The sequence below is a fragment of the Paenibacillus terrae genome (genome assembly GCF_005217525.1).
Lineage (GTDB): Bacteria > Bacillota > Bacilli > Paenibacillales > Paenibacillaceae > Paenibacillus > Paenibacillus terrae_C.
In genome coordinates this window covers 1111500-1136169 of record NZ_PNXQ01000016.1, presented here as the reverse complement: position 1 = coordinate 1136169, position 24670 = coordinate 1111500, and the positions used below count along the sequence as shown (strand labels likewise).

Here is a 24670-nt window from a genome sequence, read left to right as displayed (position 1 = left end):
TTGTCGAGAGCTTGTGCCCTATATCCAAGCGAGGCTGCTTCCGTTCTCGATGACGGAACGTTTGCAGGAAGGGTTGTTCGCAGACCCGCCATACATACCGGATGTGACGGATGACATTGAACGCAGCATCGTATATCGCGATGCGAGTGGTGTGGTGCATCCGATTATAGGCGTGGCTGAAATAGGCCTTCCGGGCCGTTTTAATGTGGAAAATGCCCTCGCCGCTTGCGCAATTGCTATTGCCGCAGGAGCGGAACCGTCTGGATTGGCTGAACCGCTAAGCGCTTTTCGTGGAGTGGAGCATCGGCTCGAATATGTTGGAGAATATGCCGGAGCGGCTTATTACAACAATTCCAAAGCCACCAATTCCAAAGCGACGATGATGGCGTTGTCTTCCTTCAAGCAACCCATTGTACTAATTGCTGGAGGACTGGATCGTGGTTCGGATTATGCCGAGCTTGTACCTTCCTTGCAAGAGGGTGTAAAGGCTGTTGTGCTACTGGGCGAGACTCGGCACAAGCTGGCAGACCGGGCACGTCAGGCCGGAATAGAGCGTGTCGAGGTCGTCGATAATGGGGAGGACGCCGCCGCTACGCTCGTGGAGGCTGTGAACAGGGCTGCTAAACTTGCTGAGCCGGGGGATGTTGTATTGCTCTCACCTGCGTGTGCAAGCTGGGATATGTTCCGGTCCTATGAAGAGCGTGGACGTATTTTTAAAGAGGCGGCGCATAAATTGTAAGTAGGGGGGTTGGATAAGCCCCTACTTTTATGCAAGGGGTGGCCTCCTGATGAAGCAATCTCGTCCGGCGCCGGATATATGGCTTTTCGTCTGTATTTTGAGCTTGTTAGCCATCGGCATGGTTATGGTATACAGTGCGGGCGCCGTTCTCGCTTTTCACGAGTACGGGGACTCCTACTATTTTGTAAAGCGGCAGCTGCTGTTCGCCGGGCTAGGTCTTGTGGCAATGTACTTCACTGCCCAAACAGACTATCGGATCTGGCAGAAGTATGCTAGGGTTGTACTGCTGATCTGTCTCGCGTTGCTGGTTGCCGTACTCATCCCAGGCATTGGTGTAGTCAGAGGCGGGGCACGAAGCTGGCTCGGTATCAGCTCTTTTGGCATTCAGCCATCCGAGTTTATGAAGCTGGGCATGATTCTTTTTCTCGCACGCTGGCTCAGCCGCCCGGATTATGATATTAATTCCTTTACTCGTGGCCTGTTGCCCCCGCTTGGACTCATGGGACTGGCCTTTGGCCTGATTATGCTCCAGCCCGATTTGGGTACAGGCACGGTGATGATGGGGGCGTCCATGCTAATCGTATTTACGGCAGGCGCACGTATGAAGCATCTGGGCCTGCTGGCTTTAACGGGAGCGGCGGGATTTGCGGCCCTGATTGCGGCTGCGCCTTATCGGCTCCAGCGGATCACAGCGTTCTTGGACCCGTGGTCCGATCCGCTTGGCGCAGGGTATCAAATTATTCAATCGCTGTATGCCATTGGACCTGGAGGGCTGGCAGGCTTGGGGCTTGGCATGAGCCGCCAGAAATACAGCTATGTTCCCGAGCCGCAGACGGACTTTATTTTTTCGATTTTGGCAGAGGAGCTTGGCTTTATCGGTGGAATGACAGTGCTGGCGCTCTTTCTGGTTCTCGTGTGGAGAGGAATGCGCGTCGCTATTACCATCCCGGATACTTACGGCAGTTTGCTCGCTGTAGGCATTGTGGGGATGGTTGCCGTACAGGTGGTCATTAACATAGGTGTCGTAATCGGCTTAATGCCGGTGACAGGAATAACACTGCCCTTAATCAGCTACGGAGGCTCTTCTCTGACGTTGATGCTAACAGCGCTGGGCATTTTACTGAATATATCACGTTATGCGAGGTGAACGTTTATGCGCGTCGTTTTGAGCGGCGGCGGTACCGGAGGGCATATTTATCCGGCGCTCGCTGTAGCCAGACAGTGCGAAGAGATTGATCCGGGCGCTGAATTTTTGTACATTGGCGGTCAGCGGGGACTGGAAAGCAAGCTGGTTCCTCAGGAAAAAATTCCGTTTGAGGCTATTGATATTACAGGATTTCGTCGCAGCTTGTCTGTGGAAAATATAAAAACGATCATGCGTTTCTTCAAAGGGGTTCGCAGATCCAAAGCTTTATTGAAAAAATTCAAGCCGGATATCGTGATTGGCACCGGGGGTTATGTATGCGGCCCTGTCGTGTATGCTGCTTCCAGGTTGGGGATACCCAGCATTATTCATGAGCAAAATGCAATCCCGGGATTGACCAATGCGTTTCTGAGCCGTTACGTGGATACGGTGGCTGTCAGCTTTGAAGGCTCTGAAGGAGCATTCCCCAAAGCCAAAAATGTACTGTACACCGGGAATCCGCGCGCTACAACGGTTCGTCAGGCTAACCGGGACCGAGGCTTTGCTACCATCGGGGTTCCAATGAACAGCTCGGTCGTGCTTGTGGTCGGTGGCAGTAGGGGAGCAAAGGCCATTAATGATGCCATGATTGCGATGGCTCCGCAACTTTCGCAACTGAAAGACGTCCATTTTGTATATGTGACTGGTGAATCTTACTATGAGCAGACGTTGGACAGCATACGGAATCAGATCGGATCATTGCCCAATCATTTGCACGTGCTTCCCTATATTCACAATATGCCAGAGGTGCTGGCTTGTACCTCTTTAATCGTTAATCGCGCTGGCGCGTCCTTCTTGGCTGAAATCACATCGTTGGGTATTCCATCCATTCTAATTCCATCCCCCAATGTGACGAACAACCATCAGGAGGCCAATGCCCGTACACTCGAAAAGGCAGGGGCCTCTGTCATGATAGTGGAGAAGGACTTGAATGGTGCGTCCTTGTTTCAATCCATTGCGGAGATTATGGAGGATGAGGCAATGCGCAGCCGGATGGCTGAATCAGCGTCTGCGCTTGGCAAGCCTGATTCAGCCGATATTTTAGTAAAAGAAATGGAGCGTCTTGCCCGTAAAAGTTAGACCGCAGCGCAAACTGGGCGGTTGTCACACACCAGATGGTATTGACATAAGATACCCTATACATTGTGACCATCACTCAGGTTGCCGGTTGTCAGGTGAGAGCCTTATAACCATGCGGGGCAAGCAACAAGGAGGTTTCAGTACAATGCAGCAATGGATGCCATTATTAGCGGAGCATGATATCGGAAAAGTGCTGGAGCATGAGCCGCTTTCCAAATATACGACGTGGAAGATTGGAGGTCCGGCGGATGCTCTTGTCATCCCGGATACCAAGGAGCAGCTAGCAACTTTACTGCAACTGGCTGGCGAGCACGGAATCCCGTGGATGCAGTTGGGACGGGGCTCAAACATGCTCGTTTCCGATAAAGGAATCCGGGGCCTCGTGATCAAGCTGGGACCGGGATTTGATTATGTCCGTTTTGAAGATGAACGGATCGTCGCCGGTGGAGGCGTGTCACTAGTCAAGTTGTGTGTTATGGCCAGCAAGCAGGCGCTATCCGGCCTCGAATTTGCGGGAGGTATCCCGGGATCAGTTGGCGGGGCTGTCTACATGAACGCCGGTGCCCATGGGTCTGATGTGTCACAAATATTCCAGTCCGCTGAGATTGTGCTGGATACAGGGGAATTGGCTGTGTATGATGCCGAACAAATGCATTTCGGCTATCGTCACTCCGTGCTGCATGAGCAGCGTGGAATGGTGACAGAGGCAGTGTTTCGGATGAAGCGGGGCGACCGTGAGGAAATTTCGGAGGCTCTTGCAGCTTTCAAAGATCGTCGTAGGCTGACTCAGCCGTTACAGCTGGCTTGTGCGGGAAGTGTGTTTCGCAATCCGCCAGGAGACTATGCGGCCCGTCTTATTGAAGACGCAGGTCTCAAGGGCTTAAAAGCGGGAGGCGCTGAGGTTTCCGTACAGCATGCCAATTTCATTGTTAATACCGGTCAAGCGACAGCAGAGGACGTGCTTACCCTAATGAAGCATATTCAAAGTACAATATCATCTCAAACCGGCATCAAGCTAGTTCCGGAGGTTTTCGTAGTGGGTGAGCGGTAAACTCGGAGGTGATACATTGGACAAATTGGTGATTGAGGGAGGCCATCCCTTGTCAGGCACCATACGTATCCATGGGGCAAAAAACGCGGCACTGCCCATTCTTGCAGCAAGCTTGCTTGCACAAGGTAAGGTAGAAATTCGGAATGTGCCCCATCTATTAGACATTAAGGTCATGCTGCACATCCTTGAGAGACTTGGCTGTACATGCCGACATGAAGAAGAAACGGTATACGTGGATACGTCGTCCGTCCGAACGTTCCAGATTCCGGAAGATTTGATGAAGCAGATGCGCTCGTCTATCTTTCTGATGGGACCGCTGCTCGCCAGATATGGAGAAGTTTCCATTTATCAGCCAGGAGGCTGTGCCATAGGCGAGCGCAAAATTGATCTTCACTTGGAGGGCCTGAAGGCTCTTGGAGCGGAGATCGAGGAAAAAGAAGAACAAATTACGTTTCGGGCTCGCAAGCTGACTGGAGCGGATATCCATCTGGATTTCCCGAGCGTGGGGGCCACCGAAAATATTATGATGGCCGCTGCGTTGGCCGAAGGACGAACGACGATCACCAACGCAGCGAGGGAACCTGAGATTCAGGATCTTCAAAATTTCCTGAATGCGATGGGAGCACGTATTATCGGAGCGGGAACGGATACGATCACGATTACGGGAGTCAACTGTTTGAATCCGTGTACGTATGAGGTTATTCCTGACCGCATTGTAGCCGGGACCGTTATGATTGCGGCTGCGGCCACGCGCGGTAGCGTTTCGTTGACGCACTGTAACCCCTCCCATTTGTCCGCGCTGATTCACGTCCTCAGGCGGGCTGGTGTTCAAATCGGCATCTTGAATGATATAATGACCGTAAGCTGCATGAGCCGCCCCAAAGCGGTGGAGAGGATTGTTACCTCCCCTTACCCGTCTTTTCCAACGGACTTGCAGTCTCAAGTCATGGTTTTGCTTTCTCTGGCAGATGGCTTTAGTGTAATGAAAGAGACGGTCTTCGAAAGCCGATTCAAACATGTGGAAGAATTGAATGTGATGGGTGCTGATATTACGGTTGATGCGAATGCTGCCTTTATACGGGGGGTTCCCCGTCTGTATGGGGCCACGGTAGAGGCTACCGATCTACGCGCAGGGGCCGCGCTGGTTATAGCGGGCCTGGCAGCTCAAGGACTTACCATTGTTGAGCAGGTACACCATATTGATAGAGGGTATGATCGGATCGAGCGTCTTTTCCAGGGACTGGGTGCCCGAATGAGCCGTCAGTCTCCGGTGCCGGAGCAGTTGGATTTCGTAAATTAATGCCTGTAATGTCCCTCCGTTAGCGGAGGGACCAAAGGCTTTTGTGGAGAGAAGCTATGCCAAACGCTCAAATACCTGTTCTTAAACAGAACAGAATGAAAAAAAGAACAAGTCGGAAGATTGCCATTCTGCTCATATTGTTGTTTATCGTATTATTGGCTGTCCTATTCTTCCGTTCCTCGTTAAGCCGGGTTTCTGAAATTCGCTTTGACGGTAATGTATTTTCGAGCCGTGAACAGTTGCTTAATCGAAGTGGTCTGGCTGTCGGGGATCAGTATTTCGGAGTCAGTTCTTCGGGCATTTCCCAGAAGCTGCGAGAGATCCAGTCGATTCAACAAGTAACGGTGGACAAGCATTTTCCGGGAGTCATTGTTGTTCATATTAAAGAGTTTGCCACGGTTGCTTACGAGTTACAGAGTGATGGGAGCCTGCGTGCCATTCTTGCGAATGGGACAAGCGTAGGCGTGGGCAGCAGCGGAATTGCGGTGGAGAAGCCCATTTTGACCAAATGGAAATCGGATGATCCTTACAAAGCAAAGCTGTGTGATGTGTTATCTCGAATTCCAGGGGAATGGACAGCTGACATTTCGGAAATTATTCCTGCGCCGATACCTTCTTTTCCAGACCGCATAAAAATGTATACACGCTCTCAGTTTGAGGTCATTACGACGGTTTCTCTGCTGAGTTCTAAAATCAGCTATTTGAATCAGGTGCTGGAAACCGAAGAGCCCGGTCTGATCACAATGCTGGAGGCAGATTCCTACGTTCCGTTCAAACAGGACACGAGCGAAGAGGGCCAAGAAAAAGATACTACTCAGTGATGTGAAAAAATGCTAGAATTGATTTTATGGGTAATAGACTTGCCTCCTTCTTTTTTCTTCAAATTTTTATGTGACTGCAACCATAAATTGGCTTCTAAAAAATTTGTAGAAAAAAGAGGGAAAGCATGGAGTATGTTGAATATGTACAGAGTGTGTTCAAAGAACGAAATTCATTTTGGAGTCAGGAGGTGCCACAGACTTGAGCAACAATGACATCATTGTTAGTTTGGACATCGGTACATCCAAAGTTCGGGCTATTATTGGGGAAATGAACAATGGAACCTTTAATATTATTGGAGTTGGATCTGCCGACTCGGAAGGGATTCGCAAAGGTGCAATTGTAGACATTGATCAAACCGTGCAATCAATCCGTAACGCCGTGGATCACGCAGAGCGCATGGTTGGTATTCAAATAACAGAAGTGTATGTGGGGATTTCAGGCAACCATATTGGCCTGCAAAATAGTCATGGCGTAGTAGCCGTGTCCAACGAGGACCGTGAAATCGGTGAGGAGGACATTGAGCGTGTGCTCAAGGCAGCCGAAGTTATTGCAGTACCACCAGAGAGAGAAATTATTGACGTGGTAGCCAAGCAGTATGTCGTGGATGGCCTTGAAGGTATTCAGGACCCTCGCGGTATGATCGGAGTTCGTCTGGAAGTAGAGGCTACGATTGTTACGGGAGGCAAGACGCCGATACATAATCTGTTGCGCTGCGTTGAGAAGGGCGGCTTGAGGATCAAAGATTTGGTGCTGCTGCCTCTGGGCGCCGGACAATTGTCACTTTCGAAGGATGAAAAGGTGATGGGTTCGGTGCTGGTGGATATTGGTGCAGGATCTACAAATGTTGCTATTTTCCAGGAAGGAACGATTGTTGCCACATCTACACTTCCCATAGGCGGAGAATTTGTAACCAATGATATTGCCTACGGACTGAGAACCCTTACCGATCAAGCCGAAAAAGTAAAGCTTAAATACGGCTGCGCATGGTATGATGATGCGGCAACTGATGTCGTCTTTAAAGTTACTCGTATCGGCAGTAATGTCGATAAGGAATTCAATCAGCAGGACTTGGCAGCCATCATTGAGCCGAGGGTACAGGAAATTTTTCAACTCATTCAGGCGGAAGTTAAGCGCTTGGGTTACACAGAGCTTCCGGGGGGTTATATACTTACCGGAGGCACCGTCTCCATGCCTGGTGTACTACAGGTGGCACAAAGCGAGCTGGCTGCTTCTGTAAGGATCGCTGTTCCAGACTTTATTGGTGTAAGGGATCCGGGTTACACAAGCGGAGTCGGCATCTTGCATAATGCTATTCGCTACTATCGCGGAAGATCGACGAGCGTTAGCAGTAGCAGCGGTGGAAGTTCTAAGAAGCCGACCAACCGTACCAAGAGCAGTCCCGCTGCGGAAGGTGAGCAAAAGCAGGGGTTGATTGAACGCTTAAAAAACATGTTCAGTGAGTTTATATAACGTTCATTGCTAATTATGCCAATCATGGACGGGCCATCCATGCACATTGAGGGGGAGATGGAATAGTATGTTGGAATTTGATTTTGAAATGGAGAGCTTGGCTCAAATTAAAGTGATCGGCGTCGGAGGCGGCGGCAGCAATGCGGTTAACCGAATGATCGAAAATGGTGTTCAGGGTGTGGAGTTTATCACCGTTAACACAGATGCACAGGCGCTTCATTTAGCGAAGTCTGAGCATAAGCTTCAAATTGGTGATAAGCTGACTCGCGGCTTGGGTGCTGGAGCAAATCCGGATGTGGGTAAAAAAGCGGCTGAGGAGTCGCGTGAACTCATTATGAACACACTCAAAGGTGCAGATATGGTATTCGTGACGGCGGGAATGGGGGGCGGTACAGGTACTGGAGCAGCTCCTGTCATTGCTGAAATTGCGAAGGAATGCGGTGCGCTGACTGTAGGCGTTGTAACACGACCATTCACCTTTGAAGGGCGTAAGCGCTCCAACCAAGCCGAGCTGGGCATTGAGGGATTAAAAGAAAAGGTAGACACCTTGATTGTTATCCCGAATGATCGCCTGCTTGAAATTGTGGATAAAAAGACCCCTATGCTGGAAGCATTCCGCGAAGCGGACAATGTTCTTCGTCAGGCGGTACAAGGTATTTCTGATTTGATCGCTGTACCAGGTTTGATCAACCTCGACTTTGCTGACGTGAAAACGATCATGACGGAGCGTGGCTCCGCTTTGATGGGGATTGGTGAAGCAACAGGTGAGAATCGGGCGGCTGAAGCAGCACGCAAGGCAATCATGAGCCCGTTGTTGGAAACATCCATTGAAGGCGCACGGGGTGTGATTATGAACATCACTGGCGGCAACAATCTGTCTTTGTACGAAGTGAATGAAGCAGCTGAAATTGTAACCTCGGCATCCGACCCGGAGGTCAACATGATTTTCGGTGCCATCATTGACGAAGAGTTGAAAGAAGAGATTAAGGTTACCGTCATTGCAACTGGCTTTGAAGGTAAACCAAACCAACCGGCACCGGGGCGTAAACCGGCAGCCAACCCGGCTGCACCTGAATCGGCGGAAAAGGGTTCTCCTAACTTGCGCCCATTCGGAAACACTCAGAGCAGTGATCAACTTGATATTCCGACATTTTTACGTAACCGTTCACGCAATAATAATAACGATAACTAGATTGAAATCGGATAGCCCGTGTTCTCCTTGGAGATGCGGGCTTCTTTCTATTTTCTGTATCTTGTAATTCGATTCGTTGGTTGATTCCGTTGTAATCGACAAAATTAGTCGATCACCGTCCCCATCGTTAGACAGACTTTGAACAGCATGACTACTATACTTAAGCCTATCCTGCAAACGCTGGGCGGGTGAACCTTTGGTTGTTTACATCGACTTCATTTTTTTGGTCAATTTGTTCATTGATGCTGCACTGCTGATGGCTACCGCCTGGATGAGAAAAATTCGTCCGGTGTGGTGGCGGCTACTTGCTTCGGCTGTCATCGGTGCGATGTACGTGGTCATGATGTTTGTGCCGGAGCTGTCCTTTTTATTTACATTCCTGATTAAGCTGGCATTATCGGTCATTATGCTGTTGGTGGCTTTTGGATTTGGCAGCATGCAAAAGTACCTTCGTACGATGGGTGCTTTTTATATGATCAATTTTGTAGCAGCAGGAGGAATTCTGGGGATGCATTATTTACTCCAGAGTACGGGGGAATTGTTTAATGGTATCTGGTACACGGCTTCAGGTGGAATGTCCTTTGAGCTGAAAATTGCATTCTGGTTTATCTTATGCACATTTGGCGGAGTAATGCTTTTCTTTCGTATTGTGCAATCTTCAAAGCATCGCGCGGAAAGGATGAGTGGATTTCTGGGTGAGGTTCAGGTATGGATCGGACAGGATCATATTGAGTGTACAGGCTTGTTGGATACGGGGAACCAACTTCATGATCCTTTGACCCGGACACCAGTGATGGTCATGGAGGCTGCCTTGTGGGATACATATTTACCCTCTTCCTGGCTCCACAAGCTATCTGAGGGAAATGTGGATCAACTGGTGATGGAGTTGGGAGACGAATCGTTCAATTGGCAGGATCGAGTTCGTCTCGTTCCCTATCGTGGCATTAACCGTAACCACTCCTTTATGCTCGCACTCAAACCGGATCGCGTAGAGGTTCTGATGAATGGGGCACGTTATGTGCATCATCGGGTGCTGATCGGCTTGGATGGGGGAAAGCTGTCAGCAGAGGGAAAATATCGTGCAATCATTCATCCAGATGTGACGGCACGCGCAGAGGGGGCTGCTGAGCCGGACCAGAAGCAGGAAGCACGCTTTTGAAGCGCAGGATGATGATCGTGGACACACGATCAGGTCTGATGGCAATCAGCCTATTGCGGTAACGGACAAAGGGATTCAGCGAGATTTTGTCTCATTTTCGGAAGGGGGAGAATGACATGCAGGAACAGATGAAATTCAAGATGAAGATTAGGTTGACTTTACAGCTGCAATATTATCGTATTTTATTTTTATTTGGGTTAAAAAGTGAAGAGATTTATTATATCGGCGGCAGCGAGGCGCTCCCCCCGCCGCTGACGAGGGATGAGGAAGAGTATTTGCTTGGAAAATTATCTTCTGGAGATGCAGCAGTACGCTCCATGTTGATTGAACGAAATTTGCGGCTGGTAGTGTACATTGCGCGTAAGTTTGAAAACACAGGAATCAACATTGAGGATCTCGTATCCATAGGGGCGATTGGACTTATCAAGGCAGTTAACACCTTTGATCCCGAGAAAAAAATCAAGCTCGCTACCTATGCTTCCCGATGCATCGAAAATGAAATTTTAATGTATTTGCGCCGAAATAGTAAAACGAGAACGGAAGTTTCTTTTGACGAGCCTTTGAATATTGATTGGGATGGGAACGAGTTGCTGCTTTCCGATGTGATGGGAACGGAAAATGATACCATTTACCGCAATATTGAGGAGCAGGTGGACCGTAAATTATTGCATAAGGCGCTGGAAAAGCTGACGGATCGGGAACGTCTGATTATGGAGCTGCGTTTTGGCTTGCAGGACGGGGAAGAGAAGACGCAGAAGGATGTTGCTGACCTGTTAGGCATCTCGCAATCCTATATTTCGCGTCTGGAAAAACGTATTATAAAGCGCTTACGGAAAGAGTTCAACAAAATGGTATGACGTTTGGGGATATTCGGAAGCGATGGAAACGGCGAATAAAAAAACACCCTCAGGAGATAATGTACATTAATGTTGCTCCTTGGGAGGTAAGACACGATGACCCGAAACAAAGTGGAAATTTGCGGTGTGGATACCGCCAAACTGCCAGTGCTAACCAATGCGGAAATGCGCGAGCTATTCACATCACTTCAGCAAAATAATGAACGATCCGCCAGAGAAAAATTGGTTAACGGTAATTTACGACTCGTCCTGAGTGTGATTCAGCGCTTTAACAATCGGGGAGAGTTTGTTGACGATTTGTTTCAGGTAGGATGCATCGGCCTGATGAAGGCGATTGATAATTTTGACCTTTCGCAAAACGTGAAGTTTTCCACTTATGCCGTGCCGATGATTATCGGTGAGATACGCCGGTATTTGCGGGACAACAATCCGATCCGTGTATCCCGATCGTTGCGAGATATTGCATATAAGGCGCTTCAGGTGCGGGATAGTCTGACAAATCTGAATTCACGGGAACCGACGATTTTTGAAATTTCTGAGGCGCTGAACGTGCCTAAGGAAGATGTTGTGTTCGCATTAGATGCGATTCAGGACCCGGTTTCGCTGTTCGAGCCGATATATCACGACGGGGGCGACCCAATCTATGTGATGGATCAGATCAGTGATGACAGAAATAAGGACGTCTCATGGATTGAGGAAATCGCTCTGCGTGAAGCGATGCATCGCCTGGGCCAGCGTGAAAAGATGATATTGTCCATGCGTTTTTATGAAGGAAAGACGCAGATGGAGGTTGCCGATGAAATCGGTATCTCTCAAGCCCAGGTTTCGAGATTAGAGAAGTCGGCTATACAGCAAATGCAAAAGCACGTGAAGTCTTAGTCTTAAGGAAAGAGAAGCTTGAAAGGCATATTGTTAAAAACGATCCTCAGTGGATCGTTTTTGCGTTTAAAGGACATTTTTTGGGTTCTCTCGCTCATATAGTGAAATAAAGGATGTGATGCGTGTGAGTACGCCGGAAACGTCGGTAAGGGCCATGAAAATTTCCGAGTTTCAAACAAAGGATGTCATTAACATTGTAGATGGGCGACGATTGGGACAAATCAGTGATTTGGAGATTGATGTACGGCAGGGCAAAATAGAGGCCATTGTTGTCCCTGGCAGCAGCCGTTTTATGGGCTGGTTTGGTGGAGGAAGCGAACTGGTCATTCCCTGGCGCAACATTGTGAAAATTGGCTCGGATGTGGTGCTTGTACGATTGGAGGGACTGCATGAGTCGCAGGGTGATGGTGAGGAAAAATTATATATCGAACGTCAGGAACGAAATGATCGACGGGGATTTTGAGCAGTGATTTTGAGCTGTAGGAATATGTGCATTTGACAGCTATGTGAAGACACGGCGGCGGCTTTTTGGTACACTGGGCAGTAGAGGTGAAAACGAATGGAACCGTTTGTAGTGAATACCGGGGCAACGGGTGTCGCGTCAACGACAGATGGCACGCATCCTTTGCCGGAGTTATTATATATTCAATCTTGGGAGAAACAGGTTCGCGGATTGACGGCAGGTTTTACCGGACGCCATGGCGGTGTCAGTGAAGTGCCTTACGAAAGTCTGAATTGTGCGTTTCATGTAGGGGATGACCCGGAGAAAGTTATTCGCAATCGGCAGCTTATTGCGGCTCGGCTCGGCTTTGTGCCTGAGGCCTGGACCTGTGGAGAGCAGGTACACGGTAATCATGTTGCTATTGTAAAGGCTGGTGACCGCGGGCGCGGCTTTGTGGATCGTGCATCCGCTTTTCAGGATACAGATGGACTCTTGACTGATGTACCGGGCATTTTGCTGACATCCTTTTATGCGGATTGCGTGCCGTTATATTTTTGTGATCCGGTGCGACGTGTGATTGGGCTTGCGCATGCGGGCTGGAAAGGAACAGTTGCCGAGATTGCGCTGAAAATGGTGCAAACAATGCAGACCGAATATGGATCGCAGCCGTCCGATTTGCTTGGAGCCATTGGGCCATCCATTGGTTCTGAGTCATACGAGGTGGATGAGCATGTTATGAACCAAATTCGGGTTTTGGAGCATGATTGCCCGGGTAATGATAAATGGGAAGGCACTGTCTATTTCCCGTTAGGTGGCGGAAAAATGCTCCTTGACTTGAAACAATGCAATCGACACATTATGATGAAAGCAGGAATATTGCCGAGTCGTATCGAATGTACTACCTTATGCACAAGTAGCCGAAGCGATTTGTTTTTTTCGTATCGCAAGGAAGGCGGCGTCACAGGGAGAATGGCGAGCTGGATTGGTCTGGAAGAGAGGTGAGTCCTCCCGTGTCTTTGGAGGAACGAATTAAAGAAGTGTACGCCCGTGTGGAAGCGGCATGTGCCCGCAGCGGACGTTCGTGTGAAGAAGTAAATGTGATTGCTGTCACGAAATATGTTTCGGCAGAGGCAATGGCATCCGTATTAGACAATGGCTTGGAGCATGTTGGCGAAAATCGTTGGCAGGATGCTGCGGATAAATGGAGCAAGTTGGGGGACCGGGGAACATGGCACTTTATCGGTCATCTGCAAACCAATAAGGTTAAAGATGTTATTGGAAAATTTGAATTTATACACTCGCTTGATCGGTTGTCGCTGGCTCAGGAATTGGACAAGAAGGCGGCTGCTCTTGGACTAAGGATCAAAGCCTTTGTGCAAGTTAATATTTCAGGGGAAACCTCGAAATATGGCCTTTCTTCTGAGGCGGTGGTACCTTTTCTGAAACAAATTCGCGATCTGGAGCATGTGGACGTGATCGGCTTGATGACAATGGCTCCCCATGAGTCAGACCCGGAGAATACCCGTCCTGTATTTCGGGGGCTACGTGAACTGCGTGATGCGTTAAATGGACAAGCTTTAACGAGAGAGCCTATTGTTCACCTGTCGATGGGCATGTCTAATGATTTTGAGGTGGCGGTTGAAGAAGGAGCGACCTGGTTACGACTTGGCTCTGTACTGGTCGGACGAGAGGAGGATTTCCATTGGGCGTAATGAATAAGTTCATGAACTTCCTGGGACTTCAGGAAGAAGAGGAAGTTGTAGAGCGAGAGGTTATGAATACGCCGGAAGATCAAGAAATTGAAACCCCAAGCTTTGATAAACGTAAGAACCAGAAGAGCAATAATGTTGTCAGCATCCATTCACAGAAAAATGTGAAAGTTGTTCTGTATGAGCCGCGTTCTTATGATGAAGCACAGGAAATTGCCGACCACATTCGTTCCCATCGTACCGTCGTAGTCAATCTGCAACGAATCCGCAAGGACCAGGCGCTGCGCATCATTGATTTTTTAAGTGGTACTGTATATGCGTTGGGCGGGGGAATTTCCAAGGTGGGTAACAATATTTTCCTGTGTACACCGGATACGGTTGAAATTCAAGGCTCCATTACGGAAATACTAGCGGACACTGAACAAGAACTTAACAGAATGAGGTGAGCTTTTCTTGATCGAGGTAATCGGTTGGCTATTTCAGATTTATTCTTACATGATCATTGCATATGTCCTGATGTCCTGGCTTCCTAATGCAAGAGAAAGTGTAATCGGTGATTTACTTGCCAAGTTTGTGGAGCCGTATTTGTCTCCTTTTCGCAGATTTATACCGCCAATCTTCGGAATGATTGATATTTCACCCATCGTTGCACTGATTGCTCTGCGTTTTGCGTCGTACGGTTTGATGTCTTTAATTAGCAATTTCGTCTAGGAGGACTTATGCGAACCGAGATTTATGAGCATTTTCACCCGGATGAACGGGATTATGTAGATCGCGCTTCCGAATGGATCAGTCATGCGGGGGCTTATCATGAGCAGAAGCTGACTGATTTTTTGGACCCGCGTCAACTGTACATATTGGAGACGCTTGCCTCGAAGGAAGACAAGGTCACGATTAGGGTAGATGGCGGTTATGAGGCATCGGAACGAAAGCGGGCGCTATTAGCGCCCGATTATTCGTATGTGGACGGAGAGAATATGGGTATTCAGGTTCTTTCCGTCACGTCCGATGATCATAAAATTAGCACGCTGGAGCACGGGGATTATCTGGGTGCAATATTAGGACTTGGAATCAAGCGTGGAAAAATAGGGGATATTCATGTGCTGGACGATGGGTGCCATGTATTGGTGGCTTCTGAGATCAGCGATTTTATTACGATGCATTTACAGCAGGTTCACCGTGTTCATGTGTGGACAGAACTGTTGTCTCCAGAAAATCTGCGGACGAAGGATGTTGCATTGGAGCCGCTGGACTTGTCGGTGGCTTCTTTGCGTCTGGATGGCATTGCCAGTGATGTGTACAAGCTGAGCCGCAGCAAGATTTTAGCACCGATCCGGGCCGGACGGTGCCGGGTGAATTGGAAGGTGGAGGAGAATCCATCCACTTCACTTAAAGCGGGCGATGTTATTTCCATGCAGGGATTTGGGCGTTTCAAAGTGCTGGAAACAGATGGAATGACAAAAAAAGGACGATTCCGTGTCAAAATTGGTAAGTTTATATAGCTGGTGGCAGGATTCACGAGCTTTCTGTCGAAAGAATTAAGCTATAGCGGAGAACTGGAACGATTTTTCTCTGTACAGCATTCACAAAACGGGGTATGATGACCGATAGATGATAGTGAGCGTCGTGACGCGGAAAATGTTTTTTGTCAATCTTATAGGAGGTGGACGGCATGCCATTAACGCCATTGGATATACATAACAAGGAATTTGCCCGCCGGCTTCGCGGTTATGACGAAGATCAGGTCAATGAATTTTTGGATCAGGTGATCAAGGATTACGAGGGCGTTATCCGTGAAAATAAAGAACTGAGTACACAGCTGTTGAATGTTCAGGAGAAGCTTGATCATTTTTCGACCATTGAGGATACGCTGAGCAAGACGATTATCGTGGCGCAAGAAGCGGCTGATGAAGTCCGTAACAACGCCAAGAAAGAATCGCAGCTCATCGTGAAGGAAGCGGAAAAGAATGCGGACCGCATTGTGAATGAAGCGTTATCTAAATCCCGCAAAATTGCGTTGGAGGTCGAGGAACTAAAGAAGCAGGCTTCGATTTACCGGGCACGTTTTCGTACACTGGTGGAGGCGCAGCTTGACTTGTTAAGTCAGGACGGATGGGAAGCGCTTGAAAATCGTGAACGCGAAGTGCTGGAGCGCGAGCGTGAAATGAAAGAAATTTATTAATCGTCATTTCTGACAGCGATGATCGGGTCCCGTCAGGGTTGACTTTTATCTTCAAAGAGGCTATAACTGTAAATACTATACTGAATATCACGTTATCCGTTATAGATAATGGGTTGCTATTCAGGGCAGCGAAGCTGCTGATTTAATATCCCGATGAATTTAACATTTGTAATTCGTTGATGGGAACGAGTACGTCATGATTTTGTCCCTCAGAGAGTTGGCCTTTTTCCGGTGCAAGCCAACGTTCAGAACATGACCGAAGATCATCCCTGAGAAGTGAGCTGAAGCGCTTGAGTTTTATCCGGCGTGTGTAAGCTATCACCGTGTGCCATACGTTACAATGGCGCCCTGCTGTAGTTGAGTAGGGCTCGGAGAGTCGTGAAGGGACCAGTCTTTTTAGAATGGTCTGTTTACGAAATCAGGGTGGTAACGCGAGCACAGTCTCGTCCCTTTACAGGGACGGGGCTTTTTTGTTGCTTTTTTTCAGAGAATGCTACAGAAACTGATGAACAGAGAGGAAGAGTGACATTATGAACAGAGTAGATGTCAAAGAAAAGGCACGGTCCCGCGACCTGCGCATCCTGAGCAAATGGAAGCAGGAGGACACGTTCCGCAAGACGATCACGCATCGTGAGGGTAAGCCAAACTTTGTATTTTATGAAGGCCCGCCAACAGCTAATGGTAAACCGCATATCGGTCACATGCTGGGCCGTGTAATTAAGGATTTTGTCGGCCGTTACCAGACGATGAAGGGGTATCGTGTCGTACGTAAGGCGGGTTGGGATACCCATGGCCTGCCGGTAGAATTAGGTGTACAGAAGCAACTGGGCATTTCCCATAAGCCTGAAATTGAGGAATACGGCGTTGAAAAGTTCATCAAAAAATGTAAAGCCAGCGTGTTTGAGTATGAGCAGCAATGGCGTGATCTGACCGAAGCGATCGGCTACTGGACAGACCTCGATCATCCATACATCACGCTGGATAATAATTATATCGAGAGTGTGTGGAACATTCTGGCGACGATTCACGAAAAGGATCTGCTGTATCGCGGTCATCGCGTAAGTCCGTATTGTCCGGATTGTCAGACAACGCTGAGTTCCCATGAAGTGGCACAGGGCTACAAAGACGTGAAAGACCTGAGTGCCACGGCCAAATTTAAGCTGCATAGCAGTGGTGAATATGTACTGGCCTGGACGACAACACCTTGGACCTTGCCGAGTCACGTGGCACTGGCTGTCAATCCTGACCTGGAGTACGCTCGTGTGAAACAGGAAGACGGTGTATACATCGTTGCCAAAAACCTCGTCGAAGACGTGATTAAAGGCGATCATGAAGTGATTGGCACGTTGTCTGGCTCGGAACTGGTAGGTCAATCGTATACTCCGCCATTTACGTATTTCCAAGTCGAGAAGGGCAATCAGATTCTGGGTGCGAAGTTCGTAACGGACTCCAGCGGTACAGGTATCGTTCATATGGCTCCGGCGCATGGCGAGGATGATTACCGGGTATGCCGTGAAAATGGCGTTGGATTCATTAATGTGGTGGATCTCCAAGGTAACTATGTAGAGGAAATCACTGATTTTGCAGGCCGTTTTGTGAAGGACTGTGATGTGGATATTGTTAAAATGCTGTCGGAAAAAGGTTTGTTGTACAGCAAGGAAAAATACGAGCATAGTTATCCGTTCTGCTGGCGCTGTGATACTCCGCTATTGTACTACGCCATGGACAGCTGGTTTATCAAAACAACCGCCATCAAGGATCAACTGATTGCCAACAATAACGAAGTTGAATGGTATCCGGGTCATATACGCGAAGGACGCTTCGGCAAGTTTTTGGAGGAATTGGTGGACTGGAACATCAGCCGTGATCGCTATTGGGGCACACCGCTGAATATCTGGGTTTGTGAGGAAACCGGAGAGCAGTTCGCTCCACATAGTATTGCTGAACTACGGGAACGTGCGATTGGTGACGTACCAGCCGACATTGAGCTGCACAAGCCATATGTGGATGAAATTAAGGTTCGCAGTACATGCGGCAAATACGAAATGACCCGTACACCGGAAGTGATCGACGTATGGTTCGACAGCGGCTCCATGCCGTTTGCCCAACATCATTATCCGTTTGAAAATAATGAAACATTCGAGCAGCAATTCCCGGCAGACATGATCTGTGAAGGTATTGACCAGACTCGTGGCTGGTTCTACAGCTTGCTTGCTGTTTCCACCATGCTGACAGGCAAAGCCCCTTATAAAGCAGTTATGGCGACAGGCCACGTACTGGATGAGCAGGGACAGAAAATGTCCAAATCCAAGGGGAATGTGATTGATCCGTGGGAAGTGATTGACGAGTACGGTACAGATGCTTTTCGTTGGGCTTTGTTGTCCGATAGTGCACCGTGGAATAGCAAACGTTTTTCCAAAGGCATTGTTGGCGAAGCCAAATCGAAGCTAGTAGATACGCTCGTAAATACACACGCTTTCCTGACCTTGTATGCGGATATCGACGGTTTTGATCCGGCGCAGCATCCATTCAAGCCATCGGCACACAAGCTGGATCGCTGGATTTTGTCCCGTCTCAACAGCTTGATTCTGGTGGTGGACAAAGCACTGGCTGTGAACGATTTCCTGAACTCGTCCAAAGCGATTGAGTCGTTCGTGGATGAACTGAGCAATTGGTATATCCGCCGTTCGCGTGATCGGTTCTGGGGCAATGGCCTTACAGAAGATAAATTGGATGCGTACCGCACACTGACTGAGGTGTTATTGACGACAGCGAAGCTGCTTGCGCCGTTCACACCGATGCTGGCTGAGGATATTTACCTGAACCTGAGCAACGGGGAAAGCGTTCATCTGGATGATTATCCAACTGCCAATGAAGACCTGATTGATCTGGAGTTGGAACGTGACATGGAGACGGCTCGCCGCGTAGTAGAACTGGCGCGCAATGTCCGCAACGAAACGGGGCTGAAAACGCGTCAGCCATTGTCCGAATTGATTTTGTCCATGGATCAGGAATTTAATCTGAGTGGTTATGTGGAAATTATCAAGGATGAGATCAATGTGAAAAATATTCATGTTGAAACGGACGATAGCGGCTTTGTAGACTTCACGCTGAAGCTCAATTTGAAGGTAGCGGGCAAGAAATACGGCAAAAATGTCGGCTTTCTGCAAAACTTTTTTAAAGGAATGTCTGCTGAAGACACCCGTTCGGTTGTGGAAAAAGGAGTGCTGAACGTGGCTTCTCCAGAAGGGGAAGAGTTGCAGCTTACAGCAGAGGAATTGCTGGTGGAGAAAAAAGCGAAGGAAGGCTTTGCTTCCGCTTCCGGCTATGGTTTAACCGTAGCATTGAACACGGACATTACGCCTGAGCTGGAGCAAGAGGGTTGGGTACGTGAGGTAGTTCGTGCGGTGCAGGATTACCGTAAGAAGCTGGATCTGCCGATTGAAAAGTATGTGGCACTTACGCTGGATGTTGATAGTGAGCTGCGTCAGGCGATCGAAAACTTCGATTCGGTGTTGCGTGAGAACGTATTGGTAACGACAGTGACATTTGGTCAAGCCGAGCCTGTGGAACGCGTAGAAGTGAACGGTAAAACTATCGGTGTGCATATTGGGGAATAATTACAAGACCCTTGTCCCATAATACAATAACAGGCAGCATATAAAAAAACGAGCCTAAGCATTGGAACGGATGGATGATCTCCGTTACATGCTTCGGCTCGTTTGCTGCGTTCAGGGCAGCATGGGGAAAAGGGGGATTGTGCATGACCGCACGATCAAGGCGCAGACAGGGCAGAAGCCGCCAAGGCATGAACGGAGGAAGTAGGGGGAGCGTAGCCACAGACCAAGGTACAGCAGGTGATCAGGCTGACCAGCTAAGCCGTGTAGAAAAGCTGGTGCGTTCAGTGTCGCAGCAGTTGGAGCGCAGCCGCATTGCTGATTATGCCCTGTTGCTCAACAAGCCTTGGCGATTGCTATGGCTAAACTTAATATCAGGTCTGTCCCGGGGGCTCGGGATCGCGCTTGGATTTACTTTTTTCGCGGCGACCATTATCTATGTGTTGCAAGTGTTGGGAGCGCTGAATTTGCCGATCATCGGTGATTATATTGCTGATATTGTACGGATTGTGCAACGACAACTGCAGCTAAACACCTACTAGTTACTTGTTTACCTATTAGGATTTGGTTAACTATTCGTCTTCGTGCGTATCCGGCTCTAGCAGACCTTCGCCCTCACCATCATCCAGATAACGCTGATAAATGGAACTGCGGACAACCGATACATTTTTTCCATATATGTCTGTGGCTACAAAGCTTTCGTAAGGCTCTACAAAGCCCATATTATCATCGTTGGCCTCAATTTCCATATCGTCGTAGCTATGAATTTCTCCACTTTCAGCCATTGCTGGTGTATTCGATGTACCCCAGCTTTCAACGATTTGCCAGGCGTCCTCGCCGTCAAAGCCGTTTTGATCTTCACGCTCATCCAGACTTGTTCTGCCGAATGCGGGAGCGAGGAATTCCTCTTCCACCGGGCGTCGGTTGGAAACTTCTGTTTCAGGGCTGTATTCTTTGCAGTAAATGGTATAGGGAACAGCTAGCAGACGCTCATAAGGAATTGGTTTGCCGCTGGCTGCACAAATGCCATAGGTTCCCTTATCCATTGCCATTAAGGCTGATTCGATGCGTTCTAATTGAAATTCGTCGTGCTCCAATAGGGAAATGTCCTTGGCTCGCTCATACGTTTCGGTAGCCAAATCACCCGGATGATTATCAATAGGGGAAAGCTCGCCGGTCTGATCGCGTTGGGAATCGCCGAGTCCATAATGATCGTTGTCCTGCAAACGATGCTCAATTTCTTTTTTACGTTCCAGCAGTTCGTTACGCAATCCCTGCAATTGTTGCTCCGTCAATGGGGACATGGAATCCTCTCCTTATTCTAGGTTTAACCTGCGCGTGTGCTGTGTCGGTTATGCTCCTTGTAGTTTGCACCGGGAAGACCTCTTTTACATAGGAAATTCTGATCAAATTCGCTGGAGTTGATTTCATTCGTAATCTAGGCCCAATAGCTTGGGGGACTCGTGGACGATCTGAGAAGGCTTATGCTACAATAAATGGGTTCGACAACGGATATAAGCAGATCGGAGTGACGAAGGACTGTGATTTATTTTGGTATTGCGCTAATTATTTTTTTGATTGATCAGGGAGTCAAATATTTGGTGGCTACGCGCATGGAATTGTACGAGCAAATACCCGTCATCGGCAATTTCTTTCTAATCACGTCCCATCGTAACCGGGGAGCCGCTTTTGGGATTTTGGAAGGCCAGCGTTGGCTGTTTATCGTGATTACGATTGTGGTGGTGATTGGTATCATATGGTACTTGCGGAAAACGGTTAAGGCCGGGCAGAAATTGCTTCCAGTTGCATTAAGTTTGGTACTTGGAGGCGCGGTTGGTAACTTCCTGGATCGGGCTATTTCAGGGGAAGTGGTTGATTTTGCTCAATTCAATTTTGGAAGCTATACGTTTCCGATTTTTAATGTGGCAGATTCGGCGATTGTCATTGGTGTAGCACTGATTATTTTGGATACATTATTGGAATCGCGTCGGAACAAAGGTAATGGCAGTGATAGCATTGAAGGGAAGTCATAGCATGAAAGAAGTAAACGAAAACGGCGAAGCCACAGGTTTGTCTTATGAGGACGAACTGGAGGGTGAATCTCTGGAATGGACAGCGGAATCCGGGGATGCCAAAACACGTATAGACAAATATATCGCCGAAGAAATGAAGGATGTGTCCCGTTCCCAGATTCAATTGTGGATCGGGAACAGTCGAGTGCTGGTGAACGGGACAGCGATCAAAGCGAATTACAAGCTGGCTGAAGGTGATCGAATTTCATTATCCGTACCTGAGCCGGAGAGTGTAGATATTGTACCGGAAAATATTCCGCTGGATGTTGTTTACGAGGATTCGGACGTCATTGTCATTAACAAGCAACGTGGTCTGGTTGTACATCCTGCGCCGGGACACTCTTCGGGAACACTGGTCAACGCGCTCATGTACCACTGTCACGATCTTTCCGGTATTAACGGAGAATTGCGTCCAGGTATCGTCCATCGTATTGATAAGGATACATCAGGACTACTGATGGCGGCCAAAAATGATCAGGCTCACGCCTCGCTCGCAGAGCAGCTCAAGGACCACAGTGTCACTCGCAAATATATAGCGCTGGTTCACGGCCATCTAAGTCATGATCAGGGGACGGTAGATGCTCCCATCGGGCGTGATTCGGGGGATCGCAAATTGTTCACGGTGACAGAGCGTAACAGCAAGCATGCAGTTACCCATTTTCTCGTGATTGAGCGTTTGGGGGATTATACCTTGCTGGAACTTCAACTGGAAACAGGGCGCACGCATCAAATCCGCGTGCATATGAAATTTATTGGGCACCCGTTGGTCGGTGATCCGATGTATGGACGTAGCAAAGGGGTCCGTATGGACGGTCAGGCACTGCATGCTGCAGTATTGGGTTTTAAGCATCCCACCACTGGAGAGTATATGGAGTTCAGCAAACCGATTCCTCCCGATATGGAAGATGTACTGGCATCCTTACGCAGTCGGTAATCCATGATGAATTGCATTCGTATTCACAAACCTGAATAATGATTAAGCATAACCGCCTGATTGGCGGTTATTTTTGTTATTGGGCTGGCATATGTAAAAACAACTATGGATAATTATACAGTAAAGTTGTATAATTATTTAAGTGCTTCCGGTGGCTCCGGTTGAACAGGTGTTGACACGTGATTTTCAATCTGTCATACTTCTTGTAGTTGCGATGAACTTTGTCCAAAAGATGGCTTGCCATCTTGTACTATGAGAAGCTGGATAAAGGAAATCCTGAATAGCACCTTTAAATCAGTCCCGTGAGGCTGGCAAGGTAACGTGAATGGATCACTGATCAGTGCATCCGCTGCGGCGGCATGTCTTCAGTGTATCCGAGAGATCGGAGAACGGTGGAAGACTGTTCATACGAGACTCCTTGCCAAACTTGGGCAAGGAGTCTTTTTTGTATCCGAACACGGGACCAGGTCTGAAGGGAACATAACCTGAGGAGGCTGGAAGCATGAGTAATGAAACACATGTACTGATGGATGAAATTGCGATTCGCCGGGCTTTAACACGGATTGCACATGAAATTTTGGAAAAAAACAAAGGCATTGACAATTGTGTGCTGGTAGGCATTCGAACGCGAGGGGTTCATCTGGCGCAGCGTCTCGCTGCAAAAATCGCTGAAATTGAGGGCGCTCCGATTCCATGGGGGGAACTGGATGTCACAGCTTACCGTGATGACCGGGGGAACAATGCCGAAGCCAAGGGAAATGGAAAAGAGCTTTTGATGAATCCCGCTGACGTATCGGTTCATGATAAGAAAGTCATTCTCTTCGACGATGTGCTGTACACAGGCCGTACCATTCGCGCGGCGATGGACGCATTGATGCACTGCGGAAGACCGCAAATGATCCAGTTGGCGGTGCTGGCAGATCGCGGACACCGTGAGCTGCCGATTCGTCCAGATTACATCGGCAAGAACATCCCGACCTCCAAATCCGAGGAAATCGTAGTTGCGCTTCAGGAGACGGACGGTAAGGACGAAGTGACGATCAACCAGAACCGGGGGGAACAGGCATGATTACAACAACCAGTCAACTTAGAGAACGTAGCCTGCTCGGATTAAAAGAACTTAGCCGGAATGAAATCGAGTCCATTCTGGATCGCGCTCATTATTGGGAATCACAGCCGGAAAAGCTGGTTCCAGTGCTACAATCACGCTTTGCGGCTAACATGTTTTTTGAAAACAGCACCCGCACCCGCTTTTCTTTTGAAATGGCGGAAAAACGCTTAGGCGCTCAGGTTTTGAACTTTTCCGCTGCGGCCTCCAGTGTGGAAAAAGGGGAATCCATCTACGACACGGTACGCACGCTTGAATCCATGGGTATCGACGCAGGAGTCATTCGGCTGAAGCCAGCCGGAGTGCTGCAAGAGCTTGCTGAGAAGGTCAGTGTTCCACTGGTGAACGCCGGTGATGGCAACAACGAGCATCCAACGCAGGCGTTGCTGGATCTGTACACGATGCGCAAGACTTTCGGCGAGCTAAAAGGCTTGCGAGTATCCATCATTGGAGACATTCTGCACAGCCGTGTGGCTCGATCGAATCTGTGGGCCTTGCAAAAATTTGGAGCCCAGGTTAGCTTCTGCGCGCCGGACAATATGCAGGCATCTGATCTTGCGGCGCACGCGCCTTATATACCGATGCAAGAGGCATTGCAGGCAGACGTAGTTATGATGCTTCGGGTACAGCTGGAACGGCACGCCGAAGGGATGCTGCGCTCAGCGGATGAGTATCGCGAGCAGTACGGCTTGACAGAGCAAAGAGCAGCCAACCTTAAACCCGGAACGATCATTATGCATCCGGCTCCAGTGAACCGGAATGTGGAAATCGACAGTGCAGTCGTGGAAAGCGAGCAATCACGGATTTTCCCGCAGATGGCAAACGGGGTTCCAATCCGCATGGCGGTTATGGAACGGGCAATGAAGCTGTAGAA

The 24670-nt window shown here is 48.7% G+C and carries 25 protein-coding genes and 1 other annotated feature; of the genes, 24 read left to right on the top strand and 1 reads right to left on the bottom strand.

Features of this window, described 5'->3' with window-relative positions; translation table 11 throughout:
• From C1I60_RS25985 to C1I60_RS22770, 20 genes are all read left to right on the top strand, one after another.
• Positions 1-739, top strand: a 739-nt coding sequence (locus C1I60_RS25985) for a glutamate ligase domain-containing protein (protein ID WP_289306539.1), incomplete at its 5' end; no start/stop codon positions are given.
• Positions 740-788: 49 nt separating this feature from the next.
• On the top strand, positions 789-1886 hold the full coding sequence (gene spoVE / locus C1I60_RS22860; RefSeq protein WP_137063775.1) for a stage V sporulation protein E: 1098 nt from the start codon (positions 789-791) through the stop codon (positions 1884-1886).
• 6 nt (positions 1887-1892) lie between these two features.
• Positions 1893-3002: an undecaprenyldiphospho-muramoylpentapeptide beta-N-acetylglucosaminyltransferase gene (gene murG / locus C1I60_RS22855; RefSeq protein WP_137063774.1), complete on the top strand. Its 1110-nt coding sequence runs from the start codon at positions 1893-1895 to the stop codon at positions 3000-3002.
• Positions 3003-3147: 145 nt separating this feature from the next.
• A complete protein-coding gene (murB, locus tag C1I60_RS22850; RefSeq protein ID WP_137063773.1) occupies positions 3148-4053 on the top strand; it encodes a UDP-N-acetylmuramate dehydrogenase in 906 nt (301 codons plus the stop codon).
• Positions 4054-4069: 16 nt separating this feature from the next.
• Entirely contained in the window at positions 4070-5353 is a 1284-nt protein-coding gene (gene murA / locus C1I60_RS22845) for a UDP-N-acetylglucosamine 1-carboxyvinyltransferase (protein ID WP_137063772.1), read from the top strand.
• A gap of 56 nt (positions 5354-5409) precedes the next feature.
• Positions 5410-6174: a cell division protein FtsQ/DivIB gene (locus C1I60_RS22840; RefSeq protein ID WP_137063771.1), complete on the top strand. Its 765-nt coding sequence runs from the start codon at positions 5410-5412 to the stop codon at positions 6172-6174.
• A 199-nt stretch (positions 6175-6373) separates the two neighbouring features.
• On the top strand, positions 6374-7645 hold the full coding sequence (gene ftsA / locus C1I60_RS22835; RefSeq protein WP_137063770.1) for a cell division protein FtsA: 1272 nt from the start codon (positions 6374-6376) through the stop codon (positions 7643-7645).
• A 67-nt stretch (positions 7646-7712) separates the two neighbouring features.
• A complete protein-coding gene (ftsZ, locus tag C1I60_RS22830) occupies positions 7713-8837 on the top strand; it encodes a cell division protein FtsZ (RefSeq protein WP_137063769.1) in 1125 nt (374 codons plus the stop codon).
• A 196-nt stretch (positions 8838-9033) separates the two neighbouring features.
• Positions 9034-9996 carry a sigma-E processing peptidase SpoIIGA gene (gene spoIIGA / locus C1I60_RS22825; protein ID WP_137063768.1) on the top strand — a complete coding sequence of 321 codons (963 nt, stop codon included), beginning with the start codon at positions 9034-9036 and terminating at the stop codon, positions 9994-9996.
• A gap of 116 nt (positions 9997-10112) precedes the next feature.
• Positions 10113-10853: an RNA polymerase sporulation sigma factor SigE gene (gene sigE, locus C1I60_RS22820; protein ID WP_137063767.1), complete on the top strand. Its 741-nt coding sequence runs from the start codon at positions 10113-10115 to the stop codon at positions 10851-10853.
• A 96-nt stretch (positions 10854-10949) separates the two neighbouring features.
• Positions 10950-11732, top strand: coding sequence for an RNA polymerase sporulation sigma factor SigG (sigG, locus tag C1I60_RS22815; RefSeq protein ID WP_007431182.1), 783 nt, complete (start codon positions 10950-10952; stop codon positions 11730-11732).
• 118 nt (positions 11733-11850) lie between these two features.
• Positions 11851-12195: a YlmC/YmxH family sporulation protein gene (locus C1I60_RS22810; RefSeq protein ID WP_170970873.1), complete on the top strand. Its 345-nt coding sequence runs from the start codon at positions 11851-11853 to the stop codon at positions 12193-12195.
• A 96-nt stretch (positions 12196-12291) separates the two neighbouring features.
• Entirely contained in the window at positions 12292-13176 is an 885-nt protein-coding gene (gene pgeF / locus C1I60_RS22805) for a peptidoglycan editing factor PgeF (protein ID WP_137063765.1), read from the top strand.
• 8 nt (positions 13177-13184) lie between these two features.
• Positions 13185-13886 carry a YggS family pyridoxal phosphate-dependent enzyme gene (locus tag C1I60_RS22800; protein WP_137063764.1) on the top strand — a complete coding sequence of 234 codons (702 nt, stop codon included), beginning with the start codon at positions 13185-13187 and terminating at the stop codon, positions 13884-13886.
• On the top strand, positions 13877-14329 hold the full coding sequence (locus C1I60_RS22795) for a cell division protein SepF (RefSeq protein ID WP_137063763.1): 453 nt from the start codon (positions 13877-13879) through the stop codon (positions 14327-14329). Before C1I60_RS22800 ends, C1I60_RS22795 begins: the two co-directional genes overlap by 10 nt.
• 7 nt (positions 14330-14336) lie before the next feature.
• On the top strand, positions 14337-14594 hold the full coding sequence (locus tag C1I60_RS22790) for a YggT family protein (protein ID WP_014282426.1): 258 nt from the start codon (positions 14337-14339) through the stop codon (positions 14592-14594).
• An 8-nt stretch (positions 14595-14602) separates the two neighbouring features.
• The gene (locus C1I60_RS22785) at positions 14603-15385 is read left to right on the top strand and encodes a YlmH family RNA-binding protein (protein ID WP_137063762.1); all 783 of its coding nucleotides are present in this window, start codon (positions 14603-14605) and stop codon (positions 15383-15385) included.
• Positions 15386-15555: 170 nt separating this feature from the next.
• Complete coding sequence (locus tag C1I60_RS22780) at positions 15556-16065, top strand: DivIVA domain-containing protein (protein ID WP_014282424.1); 510 nt, start codon at positions 15556-15558, stop codon at positions 16063-16065.
• A 167-nt stretch (positions 16066-16232) separates the two neighbouring features.
• Positions 16233-16519 (top strand) — a binding site (T-box leader).
• A 76-nt stretch (positions 16520-16595) separates the two neighbouring features.
• Positions 16596-19685 carry an isoleucine--tRNA ligase gene (ileS, locus tag C1I60_RS22775; RefSeq protein WP_137063761.1) on the top strand — a complete coding sequence of 1030 codons (3090 nt, stop codon included), beginning with the start codon at positions 16596-16598 and terminating at the stop codon, positions 19683-19685.
• A 143-nt stretch (positions 19686-19828) separates the two neighbouring features.
• The gene (locus tag C1I60_RS22770) at positions 19829-20224 is read left to right on the top strand and encodes a DUF5665 domain-containing protein (RefSeq protein ID WP_434784422.1); all 396 of its coding nucleotides are present in this window, start codon (positions 19829-19831) and stop codon (positions 20222-20224) included.
• Positions 20225-20254: 30 nt separating this feature from the next.
• On the opposite strand, the gene C1I60_RS22765 is transcribed toward C1I60_RS22770, so the two are convergent.
• On the bottom strand, positions 20255-20986 hold the full coding sequence (locus C1I60_RS22765) for a TraR/DksA C4-type zinc finger protein (RefSeq protein WP_137063760.1): 732 nt from the start codon (positions 20984-20986) through the stop codon (positions 20255-20257).
• A 237-nt stretch (positions 20987-21223) separates the two neighbouring features.
• Between C1I60_RS22765 and lspA the strand changes: the two genes are divergently transcribed.
• From lspA to C1I60_RS22745, 4 genes are all read left to right on the top strand, one after another.
• Positions 21224-21715, top strand: coding sequence for a signal peptidase II (gene lspA / locus C1I60_RS22760; protein WP_134913499.1), 492 nt, complete (start codon positions 21224-21226; stop codon positions 21713-21715).
• A 1-nt stretch (position 21716) separates the two neighbouring features.
• Positions 21717-22688: an RluA family pseudouridine synthase gene (locus C1I60_RS22755; protein WP_137063759.1), complete on the top strand. Its 972-nt coding sequence runs from the start codon at positions 21717-21719 to the stop codon at positions 22686-22688.
• A 502-nt stretch (positions 22689-23190) separates the two neighbouring features.
• Entirely contained in the window at positions 23191-23757 is a 567-nt protein-coding gene (gene pyrR / locus C1I60_RS22750; protein WP_137063758.1) for a bifunctional pyr operon transcriptional regulator/uracil phosphoribosyltransferase PyrR, read from the top strand.
• A complete protein-coding gene (locus C1I60_RS22745; RefSeq protein WP_137063757.1) occupies positions 23754-24668 on the top strand; it encodes an aspartate carbamoyltransferase catalytic subunit in 915 nt (304 codons plus the stop codon). The genes pyrR and C1I60_RS22745 overlap by 4 nt, the downstream gene beginning before the upstream one ends.
• Positions 24669-24670 lie beyond the last annotated feature (2 nt).